General features: G+C 70.3%; 19 protein-coding genes. 11 read left to right on the plus strand and 8 right to left on the minus strand.

What is annotated here, in order from left to right; translation table 11 throughout:
* Nucleotides 1–163: 163 nt before the first annotated feature.
* Complete coding sequence (locus tag KBX34_RS10520) at nucleotides 164–487, minus strand: sterol carrier family protein (RefSeq protein WP_099849700.1); 324 nt, start codon at nucleotides 485–487, stop codon at nucleotides 164–166.
* 191 nt (nucleotides 488–678) lie between these two features.
* Here KBX34_RS10520 and KBX34_RS10525 point away from each other — a divergent pair, with 191 nt between their 5' ends.
* The 6 genes from KBX34_RS10525 to KBX34_RS10550 all read left to right on the plus strand — a co-directional run bounded on the left by KBX34_RS10525 (nucleotide 679) and on the right by KBX34_RS10550 (nucleotide 5,479).
* Complete coding sequence (locus KBX34_RS10525; protein ID WP_307871371.1) at nucleotides 679–2,703, plus strand: hypothetical protein; 2,025 nt, start codon at nucleotides 679–681, stop codon at nucleotides 2,701–2,703.
* Nucleotides 2,704–2,865: 162 nt separating this feature from the next.
* Nucleotides 2,866–3,375 (plus strand): hypothetical protein, encoded by a 510-nt coding sequence (locus tag KBX34_RS10530; protein WP_210924723.1) that lies wholly within the window; start codon nucleotides 2,866–2,868, stop codon nucleotides 3,373–3,375.
* A 113-nt stretch (nucleotides 3,376–3,488) separates the two neighbouring features.
* Nucleotides 3,489–3,695, plus strand: coding sequence for a hypothetical protein (locus KBX34_RS10535; RefSeq protein WP_210924724.1), 207 nt, complete (start codon nucleotides 3,489–3,491; stop codon nucleotides 3,693–3,695).
* Nucleotides 3,696–3,930: 235 nt separating this feature from the next.
* A complete protein-coding gene (locus KBX34_RS10540; RefSeq protein WP_210791967.1) occupies nucleotides 3,931–4,317 on the plus strand; it encodes a hypothetical protein in 387 nt (128 codons plus the stop codon).
* Between the two features lie 88 nt (nucleotides 4,318–4,405).
* A complete protein-coding gene (locus tag KBX34_RS10545; RefSeq protein WP_210924725.1) occupies nucleotides 4,406–4,900 on the plus strand; it encodes an NUDIX domain-containing protein in 495 nt (164 codons plus the stop codon).
* Between the two features lie 183 nt (nucleotides 4,901–5,083).
* Nucleotides 5,084–5,479: a hypothetical protein gene (locus KBX34_RS10550; RefSeq protein ID WP_210791965.1), complete on the plus strand. Its 396-nt coding sequence runs from the start codon at nucleotides 5,084–5,086 to the stop codon at nucleotides 5,477–5,479.
* 101 nt (nucleotides 5,480–5,580) lie between these two features.
* Here the strand turns inward: KBX34_RS10550 and KBX34_RS10555 are convergent, their stop codons facing one another.
* On the minus strand, nucleotides 5,581–6,189 hold the full coding sequence (locus KBX34_RS10555) for a hypothetical protein (protein WP_210924726.1): 609 nt from the start codon (nucleotides 6,187–6,189) through the stop codon (nucleotides 5,581–5,583).
* Nucleotides 6,190–6,451: 262 nt separating this feature from the next.
* Here KBX34_RS10555 and KBX34_RS34410 point away from each other — a divergent pair, with 262 nt between their 5' ends.
* Nucleotides 6,452–7,006 carry a fibronectin type III domain-containing protein gene (locus tag KBX34_RS34410; protein WP_374223675.1) on the plus strand — a complete coding sequence of 185 codons (555 nt, stop codon included), beginning with the start codon at nucleotides 6,452–6,454 and terminating at the stop codon, nucleotides 7,004–7,006.
* Nucleotides 7,007–7,067: 61 nt separating this feature from the next.
* Here the strand turns inward: KBX34_RS34410 and KBX34_RS10565 are convergent, their stop codons facing one another.
* The 4 genes from KBX34_RS10565 to purS all read right to left on the minus strand — a co-directional run bounded on the left by KBX34_RS10565 (nucleotide 7,068) and on the right by purS (nucleotide 11,508).
* Complete coding sequence (locus KBX34_RS10565) at nucleotides 7,068–7,823, minus strand: 2-phosphosulfolactate phosphatase (protein ID WP_210924796.1); 756 nt, start codon at nucleotides 7,821–7,823, stop codon at nucleotides 7,068–7,070.
* Nucleotides 7,824–7,827: 4 nt separating this feature from the next.
* Nucleotides 7,828–10,497: a phosphoribosylformylglycinamidine synthase subunit PurL gene (purL, locus tag KBX34_RS10570; protein ID WP_210924727.1), complete on the minus strand. Its 2,670-nt coding sequence runs from the start codon at nucleotides 10,495–10,497 to the stop codon at nucleotides 7,828–7,830.
* A gap of 67 nt (nucleotides 10,498–10,564) precedes the next feature.
* Entirely contained in the window at nucleotides 10,565–11,248 is a 684-nt protein-coding gene (gene purQ, locus KBX34_RS10575; RefSeq protein WP_088950944.1) for a phosphoribosylformylglycinamidine synthase subunit PurQ, read from the minus strand.
* Nucleotides 11,245–11,508 carry a phosphoribosylformylglycinamidine synthase subunit PurS gene (gene purS, locus KBX34_RS10580; protein ID WP_030491392.1) on the minus strand — a complete coding sequence of 88 codons (264 nt, stop codon included), beginning with the start codon at nucleotides 11,506–11,508 and terminating at the stop codon, nucleotides 11,245–11,247. The genes purQ and purS overlap by 4 nt, the downstream gene beginning before the upstream one ends.
* A gap of 356 nt (nucleotides 11,509–11,864) precedes the next feature.
* Between purS and KBX34_RS10585 the strand changes: the two genes are divergently transcribed.
* Nucleotides 11,865–12,548, plus strand: a complete 684-nt coding sequence (locus KBX34_RS10585) for a trypsin-like serine protease (protein WP_088950943.1) — start codon at nucleotides 11,865–11,867, stop codon at nucleotides 12,546–12,548.
* Between the two features lie 24 nt (nucleotides 12,549–12,572).
* Nucleotides 12,573–13,136 (plus strand): YbjQ family protein, encoded by a 564-nt coding sequence (locus tag KBX34_RS10590; protein WP_210924729.1) that lies wholly within the window; start codon nucleotides 12,573–12,575, stop codon nucleotides 13,134–13,136.
* Between the two features lie 126 nt (nucleotides 13,137–13,262).
* On the opposite strand, the gene purB is transcribed toward KBX34_RS10590, so the two are convergent.
* Complete coding sequence (gene purB / locus KBX34_RS10595) at nucleotides 13,263–14,687, minus strand: adenylosuccinate lyase (protein WP_210924731.1); 1,425 nt, start codon at nucleotides 14,685–14,687, stop codon at nucleotides 13,263–13,265.
* A gap of 68 nt (nucleotides 14,688–14,755) precedes the next feature.
* The gene (locus KBX34_RS10600; RefSeq protein WP_088950941.1) at nucleotides 14,756–16,048 is read right to left on the minus strand and encodes an acetyl-CoA C-acetyltransferase; all 1,293 of its coding nucleotides are present in this window, start codon (nucleotides 16,046–16,048) and stop codon (nucleotides 14,756–14,758) included.
* Between the two features lie 55 nt (nucleotides 16,049–16,103).
* Here KBX34_RS10600 and KBX34_RS10605 point away from each other — a divergent pair, with 55 nt between their 5' ends.
* Both KBX34_RS10605 and KBX34_RS10610 read left to right on the plus strand, forming a co-directional pair.
* A complete protein-coding gene (locus tag KBX34_RS10605) occupies nucleotides 16,104–17,468 on the plus strand; it encodes a 3-oxoacyl-ACP reductase (RefSeq protein WP_210924733.1) in 1,365 nt (454 codons plus the stop codon).
* A gap of 80 nt (nucleotides 17,469–17,548) precedes the next feature.
* The gene (locus KBX34_RS10610) at nucleotides 17,549–18,424 is read left to right on the plus strand and encodes a MaoC/PaaZ C-terminal domain-containing protein (RefSeq protein ID WP_247671686.1); all 876 of its coding nucleotides are present in this window, start codon (nucleotides 17,549–17,551) and stop codon (nucleotides 18,422–18,424) included.
* The last annotated feature ends 61 nt before the right edge of the window (nucleotides 18,425–18,485 follow it).

Below are 18,485 nucleotides of genomic sequence, written 5' to 3' on the forward strand. Positions count from 1 at the left end.
CGCTCCCTCATGCTGGTCTGGACCGGCCGGGCGGGATCACGGGCGGATCCACACTTCTCTGCCGGGACCACTGTCGTCGCCTGACAGTGTACGCGAATCGCCGTCAATACAGATAGTCACGATTCCTGCGCACGCCGTCACCGTGAGTGGGACTCGGAGATAATTAGAGGGGCAGATACGCCGAGAGATCCGCACGGACACCGCTCATCTGGACGCGACCTTCGGCGACCGCCTCGACCCAGCCGATCCTCCCGGTCGCCAACCGTAACCAGGTGTCGGGAGCCATCTCGACGACGTTTGGTGGGTTTCCCCTGGTGTGTCGAGGTCCCGGTACGCACTGGATCGCCCCGTATGGTGGGACGCGCACCTCCACCGATCGGCCGGGGGCGCGCTCCGCGAGGACGGCCAACAACGACCGGACCGCCTCTCGGAACACCGGCCGTTCGGGCGTACGCCCCTCGTCGAGCGCCAACAACGCCGCCGTCACGGCAGCGGACTTACTGTGCGGAGAGGACACGACGGGACGATACGACCCGCAGGCCAACTACCTGACGCTGGCCCTGGGTCGCGCCGATCCGGTCGGACAAGGCATAGTTGCCGACGGCGTATCTGAACCGTGATGATCCCCGGCCCGGCGCCCCGCCGGTCAGAGGGAAGTCAGCCCGGAAGGCGGTGGACGTGTCAACACACCGACGTGCCTGGAAGCAGCGGGCCGGTGTGGTCGTAGCGCTGGTTGCCGGCGCTCTGCTCGCCGTCCCCGCCACACCAGCCATGGCCGCAGAGGTCGAAGTTTCCCCCGGCTCCGTCACCGTAAACGCCGGAAGCGACGCCACGGTGACCGTGCGCGTCACTCCCGGTGACAACGACCGGAAGGCGAAGATCGGCCTGTCCGGTCTGCCGTCGGGCGTCAGCTGCGCCAGCGGCTGCGGCGACGTCGATTTCCCCGGTCTGGGCAACCCCCAAGCCAGGTCGGTGCTGGTCAGGATCGCGGCCAACGACAACGCCGGCGACGCGACAGCGACCGTCACGGTGGCCGTCGAGGCCGATTCGGGCCCGGACACCGCCACCGTCTCGCTGACGGTCAAGGGCAAGGCCGCGCCGCCGCCGACGCCGCAGAACCAGACCGTGCGGTCGGTCTCCGGCAAGGTGGTCAAGAGGGCCAACAGCGAGCCGGTGCCTAACGCCATCGTGATCCTTCAGGACAGCACCGGCAAGCGGTTCGACACCGTCAGCAACGGAAGCGGCGACTTTAGAATCACTGGAACCGCCGGCAATCCGATCGCTCCGGGACGGCTCGACCTTGGTGCCAGTTTCGACAACATCAATGCCACCAAGAGTTTGAACGCGAACGCGGGACAGTCTGTTACCGGGCAGCGCATCAGCCTGGATATCAAGGTCGAAGTGACGCCCAGCGCCACCCCATCCGCTACCGCCGAGGCCACTCCCACCGAGGAGGCGACCGACGAGGGCGCCGAGGAGCAGGCCTCCGAGGACCCCAGCCCAGGTGCCGCGGCGAACGCCTCGAACAACGAGGACAGCGGCGGCGGCATGGGCTCGTACCTGATCATTCTGCTCGGCGGTCTTCTGGTGGCCGCCGGCGTCGGCACCATCGTGCTGCTCTGGATGAAGCGCAGGGAGAACGGCGACGACGACGAAGCCCCTGCGGCGGCTGGCGGCGGCGGTCCGGTCCCACCTGCGCGGGGCGGTTTCCGTGGCGCCGAAGAGACCCGGGTGGTCGGCGGACGGCCCGACGGCGGGGCGGACCCGACCATGATCGGTGGCGCGGCGCTGAGCGATGCGCCGACGATGATGCACCGCCCGGTGGTCGACGACGTTCCGCCGGACCCGTACGCCGCGCCTGCGCAGGCGTACGGCGGTGCGGGCCAGCAGGGCTGGGGCGGCGCCGGTTACGGCGACGAGCCAGCACCGGGCGGGTACGGCGGCTACGGCAACGCACCCGCGTCGGGTGGCGGCTACGGCAACGCACCCGCCTCCGGCGGCGGCTACGGCACTCCGGCGGGCCCCGAGGGCGGCTACGGCGCTGGCGCGGCCGGTGACGGCTACGGCGCCGCGCCCGGCTCCGGCGCTGGCTATGGCGGCGCCCCGGCCTACGGCAACGCTCCGGCCTCCGGTGGCGGCTACGGCAGCCGTGACTACACCGCGCCGGCCGGGACCGCCGCCTACCCGCCGGCTCCCGCTGGCGGAGCGGCCTACGGCGAGCGGTACGACGAGCCGACCGGCCGGTACACCGGCGACAACACCCAGTACCCGGCTCCGGCCGACCCGTACGCGACCGGCGTCTACCAGCCGGAGCAGGGGCAGGGCTACGGCCAGCCGGACCCGGCCCCGTACGGCGGCGGTCGGGCTGCGGAGCCAGCAGGCGGCTACGGCCAGCAGACCAGCGCGTACGACCAGGGCGGCTACGGCCAGCAGGCCGGCGGCTACGAGCAGCGCGGCGGCTACGGGCAGGAAGCCCCGCAGCAGCGCGGCGGCGACTACGACGACCGGGGCTACGACCAGGGTGGCTACGGCAGCAGCCAGCAGGCCGGCGGCTACGAGCAGGGTGGTGGCTACGGCCAGGAGCCCCCGCAGCCCGGTGGCTACGACAACCGGGGCTACGACCAGCAGGGCGGGCGGGCCCGGCCCGACACCCCGCCTCCGACCGAGCGGGGCGGCCGACGCCTCGACTGGCTGGACGACTGACCGGGACTCCTCCGCCCGGCCTCGAACGACGAGAGCGGCTGCCCGAACCGGGCAGCCGCTCTTTTCTGCGTCCGGGGGCGGTGCCTCGCCGTAAGGCCGATTACAGGGAGCCTGGCCCGAGGTCCCAGTGGGAGCGATTCATTTGGATCTGTCGTTGGCTGGATGGGTCTTACCTGGGATAACTGTCTCAAGATCGTCATCCGGCCGCTGCTGCGGCTGCGGCTGCCGGCGCTCGCGATCATCGCGGCGGTTGGCCTGTTCGTCGAATGGGCCTACTGGTTCTTCGTGCAGGATCTGATCGACCCGAAGCAGTACTGGATCCAGCTCTCCTGGTTCCTTCGCTTCCCGCCGGTCCGATTCGTCGAATTCCTGCTGGGAATGATCGCCGCCGCTGCGCTCCTGCGCGACTGGCGGCCGAAACTCAACCTGTGGCTCGCCCTGTCGACGGTGCCCGCCTCGGTGCTGCTGCTGTGGTGGGGTGCACAGCAGGGCTGGTGGGGCGCGCACTGGTCGCAGCAGGGCCTGGTGCCGGCCTGCGTAGTCGTGGTGCTCGCGGCAGCGATCCGCGACATCTCCGGGCGCCCCTCGATCTTCCGCAGAAACCTCTCGTCGCCCTCGGCGCCTGGTCCTACGCCTTCTACCTGGTCCACCTGTCGGTCATCCACTGGCTGATGGGCACTGTGAAGTCCAGCCCCGCGAGCTGGACGAACCTCAAGGTCCTGCTGATCTGGACGGTGATGGGCATCGCCCTGGCGTGGGCCTGCTACCGCTAAGTCGAACACCCGGTGGAGAGATTCCTACGCAATCTCTACCCGCGCCGCGTGCCGCCCGCGCCGCAGGATCCGCCCGCGCCGCCCGTGGCGCAGGAACCGCAGGAGTTGGCAATGGTGTCCGAACAGCCCACCGAAATCGTCCTCACCGGGCACGGTGTAAGGAGCCAGGAATTCGAACCCGGCGTCTACCGCAGCACCGGTGGTTTCGACGTCCGATGAACCGACACCGGGCCGGGTACCTCCGGTTCGGCTGGGCGGATGCCGCCCCCCGGTCGTGCCACACCTGCCCAGGGACCGCTTCGTCAGGCGGGAACTGATGACTGGCGTGGGCTCTCGCTCTCCTGTCGTCGTTGCTCCGGACTGGCGGCGAGTGTCGTCCGTGGGTGCGGTCCCGGCCGTCCCCCGCTGACCGGCGTCGTGCTCTAGTCTCGGCGCTGCCGATCGGAGGGTGGCAATGGCTGACGACACGGGCGACAACAAGGCTCGTAGACGGCGGGCCCTATGGTTGGCCGGGTCGTCCGTGGTGGTGTTGGTGGTGCTGGCCGGGGCGGTCCTGTCCCTGGGCGCCTATCACCGCCGCCAGCGATCAGGTGCGTTCCCGGCCGGCACCTGCTTCCAGGTATTCGGCGAAACGGGCATCGCCACGACTGACGGACCGCGCGAGGTGAGTGGCCGGGTGAAGGTGGTCAACTGCGCAAGTGCCCACGATGCCGAAGTCACCCGGACCGTTCACCGTCCTTCGGACTGCGCCGCGGACGGTGCGTGGCTGGAAACTCTCGACCAGATCCGCTGCGTCACCTTCACCACCACCACCGTCGGACACCCAGCGTCACCGTCGTGATCGACCCGCCGCCTCCCGCAGATCTGGACGGCTGGGAGCCCTCGTTGATGGGAACGAACGTGTCCTATCCTCGTGCTCTAATCCCGTCATGCGTGTCGTCGTCACAGGTGCACTCGTACGGGACGGTGCAATCCTGCTGGTTCATCGCAGGCCGACCAAACGGGCGTACCCAGATGTCTGGGACCTGCCCGGCGGGCTGGTCGAAGCGGGTGAGTCGGAACTACAAGCCCTCGCACGTGAGATGCACGAGGAGCTCGGTGTTCAGATTGTGGCGGAGTCCGCTTCACACGTGGGCGTCGTGCATGACGGCAGTGGCGAGGACGCCGTTCACGTGGGTGTCTGGCAAATTGGCGACTGGGTCGGCTCTCCCACCAACAGTGCACCTGAGGAGCATGACGACATCGCCTGGTTCAGGATCAGCGAGCTGGGTGGCCTCCCCCTCGCGCACGGCGTCCTGGCAGCAATGGTTCGTTCTCTGCCGGAATTCGACTGCGTCCGCACGCACTCAGCTGTCGCCGACTGTAACCACAGTCATGGTGGAGCCAAGGCCGGCTGCCGTGCGTGTGCCGAGGAGCGATCTTGACTTAGTCGTGTCCGGAACGTGGTCGGTTCGGTGTCGGCGATCAATACCGTCGCGAATATGACCTCGTCACCGTCAGCGCCGGGTCCCGAAATGATGCCACCCTTGTCGCCAAGCGAAATGATGCCACCCTCGCCGCGCAGCGGAGGCAGCGGTGGTTGGTCGAGCGGCACCCAAGTCGGTCTCGTGATCGGCATCGTCGTCACCTTGGTGATCTGCGCGCTTCCAGTGACCGGATTCTTTCTGTATTGGTTCGCGGGGCCGGACATCGACGATGCCAAGGCGGTCGCCGGGCAATACTTCGACCGGGTCGAAGCGGGTGACGACGCCGGGGCATACCAGTTGCTCTGCGCCGACGCCCAGAAGGCTATGACTCAAGACGCCTTCGTCGGCAAGCTCAAGGACGGCTTCCGGCCCGTCGATCACGCCGTCCTCGGCGGGGCGTTCGCAGACGAACCCGGCTACGAGGCGCGGATCGACGTGCGGCTCGTCGGGGCGAACGGTGCGACCCGCGAGGTCGACCTCTCCCTGGAGGGCCGGAACGGAGATCCCTGGCGGGTCTGCGGAGACACATTCATCTGAGCCGCCCGCCCACCATCCGCACCGTCTGCCGCCGCCCCACCTCCTGAAAGTTGGCCGCCCGGCCCGCCACGTCAAGCGGGCCTTGGCGCACCCGGCATGCATCAACCGCTGCACCACGTTCGAAGCCGTGGCTCACTGTCAGGGAGGTTGTACCGCCCGAGAAGCATGGCCACCATCGCCCCGCCCTGCAGGATGTTGCTACCCAACAGCGTTGCGAGCGTTCGTTGCTGGACCAGCGTGAGGTCGTCGAATTCCGCAGTGTCCGGCACCGGCTCAGGGAACGCGGCATCCAGCAGGGCCCTCAGCAGCGTGACGTTGTCCGTGGTGGGGTCAGCAGCAGCCGCCCTCTCGGCCAGCACATCGATGCGATCGCCGGCGACGTCCGGACTCAGGTCGGCAATCGTCAGGGCCGCCAAGCTGGCCATGTCACCTTCGAGAAAGGGCCAGTGGGGAACGGGTTCGACAGCCCAGAAGAGGCACGAGTAGAGATCCCTGACCTGGGACCGGTCCGGGCGCCGCAACATCCGCGACAGGCCCAACACCGCCGACCAGCGCTCCACAAGGTCAGCGCTGTCTCGGCGAGTTGAAAGCGCGCCAACGAGTGCTTCACTGCCGTCAGGGCAACTCAGACCAGCCGCAACGCAGGCAGTTGCCGCGACGACCGGTTCCGGCTCCCGCCGGATCAGGTCAGCCAACGCTGGGCCGAGCAAGCCCTCTTCCTCGGGGAACCAGGCGAGCAGATGAGCGGCGTACAGACGGACCGCAGCCTCGGACGCCTCCAGCGCAGCTGGGTAGACAGGAACCCCGGACCGCACAGCGTCATATGCCTCACGAAACCCTCTCCGTCAAAGGGCTGACCTGGGAATACCAGGTCCGCACCGACAACGGCGACACCGACGACCAAAAATCCGCCTGGTCACCCATCAGAACCGCGACAGCCAACCCGACGGCACCCCCGGACCCACCGGAATCATCACGCAGCCCACCGCCACCGGTTTCACCATCACCTGGGGCGTACCCACCAACCCGAGCGCCATCGAACGCTACGAAGTCCTCTTCTGGGACCAGGACACCCCCAACGCCATCCTCTCCAGCACCGGCATCAAAGGCTTCTCCGCCCGCATCGACGGCCTCAAACCCAACCACCGCTACCTCATCTCGGTAGCCAGCTGGAACACCACCGGCTCCGGCGTCCCCAACCCCGCACGCCCCATCAGGGTCGGCACCACAACCCCCACCGCACCCACCGGCCTACAAATCAACCCCTTCGACGCCAACACCGTCCAACACCTGGACCAAAAACGACACAGCCGCCGGCTACCGCGTCTGGACCCGCGACCTCACCAACGGCAGCCCCCTGACCCCAAGCGAACAAACATTCACCGAACCCACCCACGGCATCGCCTACCTAACCTCAGGCTTCTGGAACTACGAATACTGCGTCACCTCCATCAACGGCACCCTCGAATCAGCCCGAACCACCTGCCAAACACCCAAACGACCAACCGGCAACTAACCACCAACTAACCAACCAAAAACTGAGCCCCAGAACCGTGGTAACGGTTCCGGGGCTCAGCCCATTCAATGCCTAGGCGGCGGAGAAGACGCCCTGGCGCAGCACCGGGACCACTGTCGACACACCCACCTGGACGGCGACGTCCACGTCCTCGGCGAAACCACTCTCGGTCAGCTCGCGTCCGGAGACGCTGCCGCGTACCGCGGCGGGCACGTCCGGAGTGCTGGCCAGGGCGGCGAGCGCCATGGCCGCCTCCACGGACAGCCCACCCGGCACGCCGGAGAGAGCGTCCAGCACGGAGGCGGCGCCGAGTTGGTCCTCCACCGACGGGCGCAGCGAGCCGTCCGGCCACCGCTCCCCCGAAGCGATCACACCGATCGGGGCGTCGACTGTGCCGTACCCCTGGCGGCGCAGCCAACGCCCGACGGCCGGTGCGTTGCGCAGACACGCCGCGACCACCGGCAGGCCGGTGGCGCTGGCGGCGGCGCTGATGGCGGAGCCGTTGGGTGAGGGCAGGACCAGGTCCGCCACCACCGGCGCGGTGCTCAGTGCGGCGGGCGACAGCGACCACGGATGCTCCGCGCTCACCTGCCGCCGCCCCACCGCAGCGGTCGCGCCGACCCGCACCGCGTAGTCCGCGGCCTGTTCACCCCAGGGGAACGGGTGCACCCGCATGCCACGGGCGACCGCCACCTCCACCGAGGTGGTGAACGACAGGACGTCCACCACCACCAGTGCCGCGCAGACCCGTCCGAGCTCGGCCGCCCCGGTCAGCCCCCAGTCGAACCGGGCACCGGAACCAGGTTGACCGTGGACGGCGGCCGCCAACGCCTCAGCGCTCGTCAGGCGACGGCTCGGCGACACCGGGGTCAGACTCGGCGGCGGTGCCCGGCTGCTCCGACTCGATCGGCTCGACGGCACCGGTCTGCGGGACCGGCCCGAACGAGGCGATCGGCTCGGAGACCACCTCCGCGGGATCGACCGGCTCGGCCTCCGCGACCGGCAGCGGGACGCCCTCGACCGCACCCGCCACGCCGGCGGCCGGCGCGGGCACCTCGACGGCGGCGGCACCCCCGAAGAGGCGCGGCAGCGTCTCGGTGTGCGCGGTACGCAGCTCGTCCAGGCTGATCCGGAACTGGCCGTGCACCTCCAGCGCGCCGCCGGACGGGTCGGTGACACCGATCAGCTCGAACGGCACCCCCCGCTCGGCGCAGAGCGCCGCGAACGCCTTGTCGTGGCCCCGCGGCACCGAGACCAGCACCCGGGTGGCGGACTCACTGAACAGGTAGACGAACGGCATCGAGCCCTCGGCGAACTGCTCCGGCACCGCGACCCGTGCACCGACGCCACGCCGCAGGCAGGACTCGACCAGGCTCTGGGCGAGACCACCGTCGGAGAGGTCGTGCGCGGAGGCCAGGTGACCGACCCGGGCCGCCTCGGCCAGCAGCTCGGCGAGCGCCTTCTCGCGGAGAAGGTTGACCTGCGGCGGGATGCCACCGAGGTGCTCGTGCGTCACCCAGGCCCACTCCGAGCCGGACAGCTCCACGTTCGTCTCGCCGAGCAGGTAGAGCTGGTCGTGGTCGCCGCCGGCGCGCGGCACGAAGCCCATCGGCACCCGGTCGGCGACGTTGTCCAGCACGCCCAGCACACCGACCACCGGGGTCGGGTGGATGGCCGCCGCGCCGGTCTGGTTGTAGAAGCTGACGTTGCCGCCGGTCACCGGGATGCCCAGCTCCAGGCAGCCGTCCGCGAGGCCGCGGACGGCCTCGGCGAACTGCCACATGACGCCCGGGTCTTCCGGGGAGCCGAAGTTGAGGCAGTTGGTCACGGCGATCGGCTTCGCGCCGGTCACCGCCACGTTCCGGTACGCCTCGGCCAGGGCCAGCTTGGTGCCGTTGTACGGGTCCAGCCTGGCGTACCGGCCGTTGCCGTCCAACGACAGCGCCACGCCCAACCCGGTCCGCTCGTCGACCCGGATCACGCCGCCGTCCTCCGGCTGGGCGAGCACCGTGTTGCCCAGCACGTAGCGGTCGTACTGCTCGGTGACCCAGGTCTTGTCGGCGAGGTTCGGCGACGCGATCATGCGCAGCACAGTTTCCCGCAGCGCCTCCGGCTCGGCCGGCCGGGGCAGCGTCTCGGCCCGGTCGGCCTGGAGCAGGATCAGGTCGGCCGGCTCACGCATCGGCCGGGCGTAGACCGGACCGTCGTCGACCAGCGAACCCGGCGGCACGTCGACGACCAGGTGGTCCTGCCAGGTGATCGCCAGTCGGCCGGGGCTGCCGTCCGGCTCCGGTGCGGTGACCTCACCGATCGCGGTGGCGAGAACGCCCCACTTCTCGCAGGTCTTGAGCACCGCGTCGAGCTTCTCCGGCTCGACGACCAGCAGCATCCGCTCCTGCGACTCGCTGGCCAGGATCTCGTGCGGGTCCATCGAGGGCTCGCGCAGCGGCACCCGCTCCAGCCAGACCCGCATGCCGGTGCCGGCCGCGGCGGCGGTCTCGGTGAGCGCGCAGGTCAGGCCGGCGCCGCCGAGGTCCTGAATGCCGACGACCAGTTGGCCGTCGTACAGCTCAAGGCACGCCTCGATCAGCAGCTTCTCGATGAACGGGTCGCCGACCTGCACGGCGGGTCGACGTGCCTCGCTGCCCTCGTCGAAGGTCGCGCTGGCCAGCACCGACACGCCGCCGATGCCGTCCCGGCCGGTCTTGGCGCCCATCAGAACGACAACGTTGCCCGGGCCGGCGGCGGCCTTGTTCTGCAGCCGCTCGACCGGCAACACGCCCAGGCAGAGCGCGTTGAGCAGCGGGTTGCCCTGGTAGGAGGGGTCGAAGACCAGCTCACCACCGATGTTGGGCAGACCGAGGCAGTTGCCGTAGCCGCCGACGCCGGCAACCACACCGGTGAGCACGCGGGCGGTATCCGGGTGGTCCGCGGCACCGAAGCGCAGCGGGTCCATCACCGCGATCGGGCGGGCGCCCATGGCGAGGATGTCCCGGACGATGCCGCCGACGCCGGTGGCCGCACCCTGGTACGGCTCGACGAAGCTGGGGTGGTTGTGCGACTCGACCTTGAAGGTCACCGCCAGTTCGTCGGAGATCTGCACGACACCGGCGTTCTCACCGATGCCGGCGAGCATCCGGTCGCTGGGCGGGGCCTTCTCGCCGAACTGGCGCAGGTGCACCTTGCTCGACTTGTAGGAGCAGTGCTCGCTCCACATGATCGAGTACATCGCGAGCTCGGACTGCGTGGGTCGGCGGCCGAGGATCTGCCGGATCCGGTCGTACTCGTCGTCGCGCAGACCAAGCTCGGTGTACGGCTGAAGCTCGCCCGGGGTGCCGTCGGCGCGCGGAACGGTGTCCACGCCCTCGGTCCAGACGGCGGGAGCCGGCTGGGCGGGGGCGGTGGCCGGTGCCACGGGCTGCGCCAGGCTGGGCTCCGCCGGCTGCGACGGAGCGGAGTACGCCTCCGGTGTGTCGCGTACCGGGTCCGGATGGGTGGTCATGACCTCTCCTCGCTGCGCTCGTGCCCGCCAGACCGGCGGTTGAGCAGACCGATGATCGTGTCGCCGGTCACGCCGGCGCCCCCACCAGGTGCTTGAGGACCGACGTGAAGAACCCGAGGCCGTCCAGCGAAGGACCGGTGAGCGCCTCCACCGCGTGCTCGGGGTGCGGCATGATGCCCACCACGTTGCCGGCGGCGTTGGTGATCGCGGCGATGTCGCGCATCGACCCGTTGGGGTTGCCGCCGACGTAACGGGCGACCACCCGACCCTCGGCTTCGAGCTGATCCAGCGTCGCGGTGTCCGCGACGTAGCAGCCCTCGCCGTTCTTGACCGGGATGAGCACCTCCTGGCCGGGCTGGAACGCGTTGGTCCACGCGGTGCCGGCCGACTCGATGCGCAGGACCTGGTCCCGGTTACGGAAGTGCAGGTGCTGGTTGCGGGTGAGCGCGCCGGGCAGCAGGTGCGCCTCGCACAGGATCTGGAAGCCATTGCAGATGCCGAGCACCGGCAGACCGCCCTGAGCGGCGTCCACGATCGTCTCCATCACCGGGGCGAACCGGGCGATGGCGCCGCAGCGCAGGTAGTCACCGTAGGAGAAGCCACCGGGCAGAACGACCGCGTCGACGCCGTGCAGCTGCGGGTCGCCGTGCCAGAGCCGGACCGGCTCAGCGCCGGCGATCCGGACCGCTCGGGCCGCGTCCCCGTCGTCGAGCGAGCCAGGGAAGGTGACCACACCGACCCGGGCGGTCACGAGCGGGCGTCCGCGGTCTCGTCGGCCTCGACCAGGCGGACGGTGAAGTCCTCGATGACCGGGTTGGCGAGCAGCTTGTCGGCAATCTCCCGAGCGCGGTCCAGGTCCGGTTCACCGGTGAACTCGATCTCGATCCGCCTGCCGATCCGAACCGAGGCGACGTCACCGACGCCGAGCCGGGGCAGCGCGTTTGCGACGGCCTGGCCCTGCGGATCGAGGATCTCGGGCTTGAGCATGACGTCGACGACGACGCGAGGCACTGGGCACTCCTGACTGTGTACGCAGTTGGGTGCCGACCCACAACGGGCGAGCGCAGCCAGCGTACCTGGCAGATACGGCCACGGACGCACCGGCCGGCTGCAGTTCAAGCAGTGATCAACATTACTGGCGCTCTGAGCGGCTCCACAGGCGGGGCAGGTGGCCTCAGCAGGGCATACACGGCGCAACGGAAGGCCGAATCGTTACATCGGCGATCCTCGATCAGGTCCTTGATAACGGCCGGCTCGGGCCCTACTGTACATCGACGTAAGTCGATTCAGGCGGCAGGGGGGACCTCCCGCTGTCGCCCATCCACACCCGGCGACCCCGGGTCCGCCCCGCCCAAGGAGTCCACCCGATGCGCATCCGCCCCCTGCTCGCCGTACTCAGCATCGCGCTGGTCGGCGCCCTCGGCACCGCGTCCGGCGCGTCCGCCGCCCCGCCCGGCCCGCAACCCATCATCGGCGGCACCACCGTCTCGTCCGCCCCCTGGGCGGCGGCGGTCATGAGCAACGGCTCGTTCACCTGCTCCGGCAGCGTGATCTCCCCGCAATGGGTGCTCACCGCCCGGCACTGCATCAGCGGCACCATGTCCGTCCGGGTCGGCAGCGTGTACCGCTCCTCCGGCGGCGTCACCCGTACGGTCAGCGCCACCTACACCCGCAACGACCTCGCCCTCATGCGACTCTCCAGCACCGTCAGCACCTCGACGGTCAGCCTGGCCAGCAGCAACCCGCCCCTCAACTCGACGAACTCGATCTACGGCTGGGGCATGACCTGCTACAGCGGCTGCTCCGCGTCGAGCCAGTTGAAGACCGCCACCGTGCGGGTGACCAGCAACAGCGTCACCGACGCGTACGGCGGGCAGGCGATCCGGAGCACCGAGATCAGCGGCAACGCGTGGCGGGGCGACTCGGGTGGCCCGCAGTTCTACAACGGCCAGCAGGTCGGCGTCGCCTCCACCGCCGACGGGCAGAGCATCCAGAACTACGGCAGCGTTGCGTACAACCGGGCCTGGATCACCTCGGTGGCCGGTGTCTGACGGTTAACGCCCGCTGCGGCGCGGATGGTCGGCGGCGTGCCGGCCGTCCGCGCCGCGTCGTTTTGCAGCATCCGATCAGGTGAACAATGCACCCGATCGGGTCACGCCACTCCTGACAGCATCGGAAACGTGCTGGTCGTGACGACAGAGCAACTGCCCGGCTACGAGATCCGCCAGATTCTCGGTGAGGTGGTGTCATCGATGGCCAGGACGCGCAACCCGTACCGCGAGGGGGTCAAGAACCTGCGCGGTGGCGCGTACGACCCGATGGCTCCGGACAACCTGACCCGGTGGCGCACCGACTCGGTGGCCCGGCTCGGCGAGGAGGCCCTGCGGCTCGGCGCGAACGCGGTGATCGGCATGCGGTTCGACAGCCGGGACTGCGGTGAGATGTGGATGGAGATCTGCGCGTACGGGACGGCCGTGGTCGTCGTGCCCAAGATGCCCGAGGTCATGCCGGCCGACCAGCCGGTGGTCGCCGCGGAGACCGCGGAGGTAGCGGGCTTCACGGGGTCGCCCGGCGGCATCGCCGAACCGGCCAGCGCACCCAACCTCAGAACCGCCGCCGAAACCCCAACCGGCGAATAGCCCCAACCCACCGACCCCACCCACGCCGCCCCGTGTGGTTGATCAAGAGATTTGCGTCAAGTAGGAGATCAAAGTTGACGCAAACCTCTTGATCACCGGGGATGGGTGGGGTTGGGGGGGGTGGGGTTAGAGGATGGGGGGTGGGCTGTAGGTGGCGGCTTCCGGGTGGGTTTCGACCACCTTGGTGATGCGGCTGGTTACCGCTGCCACCTGGGCGGCGGCGGCGCCGACGAAGGCGGAGCGGTCGGCGACCAGGGTGTCGATGTCGGCGCGGGACAGGCCGAGTCGGCCGTCCGCCGCCAGGCGGTCGAACAGGTCGTTCTCCGGCGAGCCCTTCTCACGCATCGCCAGGGCCACAGCGACCGCGTGCTCCTTGATCACCTCGTGCGCGACCTCGCGGCCGACGCCACGCCGGACCGCCGCCACCAGGATCTTCGTGGTGGCCAGGAACGGCAGGAATCGCTCCAGCTCCCGGTTGATCACCGCCGGGTACGCGCCGAACTCGTCGAGCACTGTGAGGAACGTCTGGAACAGCCCGTCGGCGGCGAAGAACGCGTCCGGCAGGGCCACCCGGCGGACCACCGAGCACGACACGTCGCCCTCGTTCCACTGGTCGCCGGCCAGCTCGCCGACCATCGACAGGTAACCCCGGATGATCACCGCGAAGCCGTTCACCCGCTCCGACGAGCGGGTGTTCATCTTGTGCGGCATCGCGCTGGAGCCGACCTGGCCCGGCTTGAAGCCCTCGGTCGCGAGCTCCTGACCGACCATCAGGCGGATCGTGGTGGCCAGCGACGACGGCGCGGCGGCGGTCTGGGCCAGCGCGGCCAGCACGTCGAAGTCCAGTGAGCGGGGGTAGACCTGCCCGACGCTGTTCAGCACGCGGGAGAAGCCCAGGTGCTCGGCGACGCGCCGCTCCAGCTCGGCCACCTTGTCGGCGCCGCCGTCGAAGAGGTCCAGCTGGTCCGCGGCGGTGCCGACCGGGCCCTTGATCCCCCGCAGTGGGTAGCGGGCGATCAGGTCCTCCAGCCGCTCGTACGCGATCAGCAACTCCTCCGCCGCCGACGCGAATCGCTTGCCCAGCGTGGTGGCCTGCGCGGCCACGTTGTGGGAACGGCCGGTCATGACCAGGTCGGTGTGCTCGTACGCGAGGAAGGCGAGCCGGGCCAGGGTGGCCACGACGCGGTCCCGGATCAGCTCCAGCGAGGCGCGCACCTGGAGCTGCTCGACGTTCTCGGTGAGATCCCGCGAGGTCATGCCCTTGTGCACGTGCTCGTGCCCGGCGAGCGCGCTGAACTCCTCGATCCGGGCCTTCACGTCATGCCGGGTGACCCGCTCCCGCTCGGCGATCGAGGCGAGGTCGACCTGGTCGAGCACCCGCTCGTACGCCTCGACCACACCGTCCGGCACGGCGACGCCCAGATCCCGCTGGGCGCGCAGCACGGCGAGCCAGAGCCGCCGCTCCATCCGGACCTTCTCCTCCGGAGACCAGAGGGCGACCAATTCGGGCGAGGCGTACCGGTTGGCCAGCACGTTGGGGATCGTCGTCACGTACCTCATTGTCCCGCACCCACCGGTCGACACCGGGACCGGGCCGGGGCTGCCCGGGGCTGCCGCCCTCAACGCTCCAGGATGGCGGTCACACCCTGACCACCGGCCGCGCAGATGGAGATCAGCCCGCGTCCGCTGCCCCGCTCGGCCAGCAGCTTGGCCAGGGTCGCCACGATCCGCCCGCCGGTGGCGGCGAACGGGTGTCCGGCGGCCAGCGACGAGCCGTTGACGTTGAGCCGGTCGGTGTCGATCGCGCCCAGCGGCGCGTCCAGGCCGAGCCTGTCCTTGCAGAACTCCGGCGACTCCCAGGCGGCGAGGGTGGCCAGCACCTGGGACGCGAACGCCTCGTGGATCTCGTAGTAGTCGAAATCCTGCAAGGTCAGGCCGGCGCGGGCCAGCATCCGGGGCACCGCGTACGCGGGGGCCATCAACAGCCCCTCGTCGCCGTGCACGAAGTCCACAGCGGCCGTCTCCGACCAGCTGAACCAGGCCAGCACCGGCAGGTTGTGCGCGGCCGCCCACTCCTCGCTGGCGAGCAGCACGGTGGATGCCCCGTCGGTGAGCGGTGACGAGTTGCCGGCGGTCATGGTGGCCTGCTCGGCGTCCGGGCCGCGGGTGCCGAAGACCGGCTTGAGCGAGCCGAGCTTCTCCACGCTGGTGTCCGGGCGCAGGTTCGCGTCGCGGGTCAGCCCCAGGTAAGGAGTCATCAGGTCGTCGAAGAAACCTCTGTCGTACGCGGCGGCGAGCCGTTGGTGCGAACGCAGGGCCAGCTCGTCCTGGGATCGCCTGTCGATCTGCCAGCGCACCGCGGTGCGGGCGGCGTGGTCGCCCATGGACAGGCCGGTACGGGGTTCGGCGTTGCGCGGGATCTCCGGCTTGAACGGCTGGAGTGGGCGCAGCTTCGCCGCGACCTTGAGCCGTTCGCCCAGCGTGCGGGCCGAGTTGAGCTTGAGCAGCGTGCGGCGCATCTCCTCGTTGACCGCGAGCGGCGCGTCGGAGGTGGTGTCGACGCCGCCGGCGATGCCCACGTCGAGTTGACCGAGGGCGATCTTGTTGGCGACGAGGATCGCCGCCTCCAGGCCGGTGCCGCAGGCCTGCTGGATGTCGTACGCCGGGGTGTGCGGGTCGAGCCGGGAGCCGAGGACCACCTCGCGGGTGAGGTTGAAGTCGCGGGAGTGCTTGAGCACCGCGCCGGTCACCACCTCACCGACGCGCTGCCCGGCCAGCCCGTACCGGGCGATCAGGCCGTCCAGCGCGGCGCCGAGCAGGTCGGCGTTCGACGCGTCCGCGTAGCGCGAGTTGGAACGGGCGAAGGGGATGCGGTTGCCCCCGATGACCGCGACCCGCCGAATGCTCTGCACGATCCGCCTCCTCGACATGTGTTGCTCGAACCCTACTCGCCAGTAGGCTACGCCCATGACCGACAGGTACGCGAGCTTCGTCCAATCGACTGCCGGCCGCACGCTGGTCAAGCGCCTCGGGCTGCCCGACCCGCCCCGACTGCGCCGGCACTCTCCAGGCGACCCGCTGCTGCCCGGGCCGGCCCTGCTCGGCGCGGCCACCGGCGGCCGGCTCGCCGAGCCGGTCGGCAGGATCCTGACCGCCGCCGGGGTCGAGGTGGCCGACCCGGCCGCCGACACCGCCCCCGGCGACAACCCGCGGCGGTACGGCGCACTGCTCTTCGACGCCACCGGGATCACCGATTCGACCGAGCTGCGCCAGCTTTACGACTTCTTCCACCCACAGGCCCGGGCCGTGCTGCCCGGCGGCCGGGTGATCGTGCTGGGCACACCACCGCAGGAGTGCCCGACGCCCCGCGAGGCGACCGCCCAGCGCGCCCTGGAAGGTCTGGTGCGCAGCATCGGCAAGGAGTTCGGCCGGGGCACGACCGCCCAACTCGTCTACGTGACCCGCGCCGAGAACGGCGTCCTCACCAGCCTCGAGTCGACGCTCCGGTTCCTGCTGTCCGGGCGGTCCGCGTACGTCTCGGGTCAGGTCATCCGGGTCGGCACCGGCGAGGCGACCGCCCCGGCCGACTGGGACCGCCCACTGGACGGGCAGGTCGTGCTGGTCACCGGCGCCGCCCGGGGCATCGGCGCGGCGCTGGCCCGGGTGCTCGCCCGCGACGGCGCACAGGTGGTGGCGCTGGACATCCCGGCCGCCGGTGACGCGCTGGCCGCGGTGGCGAACGACATCGGCGGTACGGCGGTGCAACTCGACCTGACCGCACCGGACGCACCGACCCGGCTCGCCGATCACCTGGCCGGCCGACACGGCCGGGTCGACGTGGTGGTGCACAACGCCGGCATCACCCGGGACAAGACGCTCGGCCGGATGGACGCCGACCGGTGGGACCAGGTCATCGACGTCAACCTCTCCAGCCAGGAACGCATCAACGACGTGCTGTTGGAGCGGGGGCTCATCCCGACCGGCGGGCGGATCGTCTCGGTCTCGTCGATCGCCGGGATCGCCGGCAACCGGGGGCAGACCAACTACGCCACCAGCAAGGCCGGCGTGATCGGCCTGGTCGACTCGCTCGCCCCGGCTCTGCGGGAGCGGGGGATCAGCGTCAACGCGGTGGCCCCGGGCTTCATCGAGACCCGGCTGACCGCGCGTATCCCGCTGGTGGTCCGCGAGGCGGGCCGGCGGATGAACAGCCTGGCCCAGGGCGGGCTTCCGGTGGACGTGGCCGAGACGATCGGCTGGTTGGCCTGGCCGGCCAGCGGTGCGGTCAGCGGAAACGTGGTCCGGGTCTGCGGCCAGAGCCTGCTGGGGGCGTGATGGGCACTCAAAGGCAGCCGGACGACGACCTCTCCCTGCACGAGCTGATCGACGGCCCGACGGAGACACTGTCGGCGGAGATGCGGGCCGCGGCACTCCGGCCGGAGGCCGCCGGCCGCGACCGGGTCGAACTGCCTCGGATGCCGGCGGCCGGAGCGCTCTACCGTCGGGCGTTGCTCGGCGCGCTGCCCGGCCTGGGCGGCGGGCGGCGCGGCCCCGGCGTTCCGGGCGCCGAGTTGGCAGTGGGCGGGGTGAGCGTCGACCGGGCGCACCTGGCCGCCTACGACCGGGTCTGCGGGTTCCGGCTCACCGATCGTCTGCCGGGCACGTTTCCGCACGTCATGGGCTTCCCGCTGACCCTGCGGCTGATGACCGCGCCGGACTTTCCCTTTCCACTGATCGGTCTGGTGCACATCGGCAACCGGATCACCGTGCACCGCCCGATCACCGCCGACGAGACCCTCGACTTCACGACGTACGCCGAGAACCTGCGCCCGCACGACCGGGGGCGGCAGGTGGACGTGGTGCTGGTCGGCTCGGTCGCCGGCGAGAAGGTCTGGGAGGGTGTCTCGACGTACCTGGGTCGGGAGCGCAAGCCTGGCGGGGGCGACCGGAGTGGACGCACCGAGCCGCCGGCCGGCACGTCCCGCTGGCGGGTGGAGCCCCGGGTCGGCACGGAGTACGCGCGGGTGTCCGGGGACCACAACCCGATCCACACGTCCCGCCTCGGGGCGCGGCTCTTCGGCTTCCACCGGCCGATCGCGCACGGCATGTGGAGCAAGGCGCGCTGCCTGGCCGCACTGGAGAACCGGCTGCCGGACGCCTACACCGTCGAGGTCGCCTTCAAGCTTCCCGTCCCGCTTCCGAGCACCGTGAGCTTCGCTCTCCTGCCGGACGGCGGGTTCGCCCTGCACGACTCGCGCGGCCGACCGCACCTGGCGGGTCTGGTGCGCTGATGGGAACCCCTCTTGGCAGGGGCGCTCGCATGCGCTAGGTTGTTCTCACAGCGAGATGTTC

This window comes from Micromonospora sp. M61, assembly GCF_018070245.1.
Lineage (GTDB): Bacteria > Actinomycetota > Actinomycetes > Mycobacteriales > Micromonosporaceae > Micromonospora > Micromonospora zamorensis.

Bases quoted from the DNA above. Each gene is read 5' to 3' on its own strand.
- purL (WP_210924727.1), bottom strand. From the start codon at position 10,497: ATGACCACCCATCCGGACCCGGTACGCGACACACCGGAGGCGTACTCC.
- KBX34_RS10540 (WP_210791967.1), top strand. From the start codon at position 3,931: ATGGCTGACGACACGGGCGACAACAAGGCTCGTAGACGGCGGGCCCTA.
- KBX34_RS10530 (WP_210924723.1), top strand. From the start codon at position 2,866: ATGGGTCTTACCTGGGATAACTGTCTCAAGATCGTCATCCGGCCGCTG.
- KBX34_RS10610 (WP_247671686.1), top strand. From the start codon at position 17,549: ATGCGGGCCGCGGCACTCCGGCCGGAGGCCGCCGGCCGCGACCGGGTC.
- KBX34_RS10590 (WP_210924729.1), top strand. From the start codon at position 12,573: ATGGTCGGCGGCGTGCCGGCCGTCCGCGCCGCGTCGTTTTGCAGCATC.
- KBX34_RS10585 (WP_088950943.1), top strand. From the start codon at position 11,865: ATGCGCATCCGCCCCCTGCTCGCCGTACTCAGCATCGCGCTGGTCGGC.
- KBX34_RS10545 (WP_210924725.1), top strand. From the start codon at position 4,406: ATGCGTGTCGTCGTCACAGGTGCACTCGTACGGGACGGTGCAATCCTG.
- KBX34_RS10605 (WP_210924733.1), top strand. From the start codon at position 16,104: ATGACCGACAGGTACGCGAGCTTCGTCCAATCGACTGCCGGCCGCACG.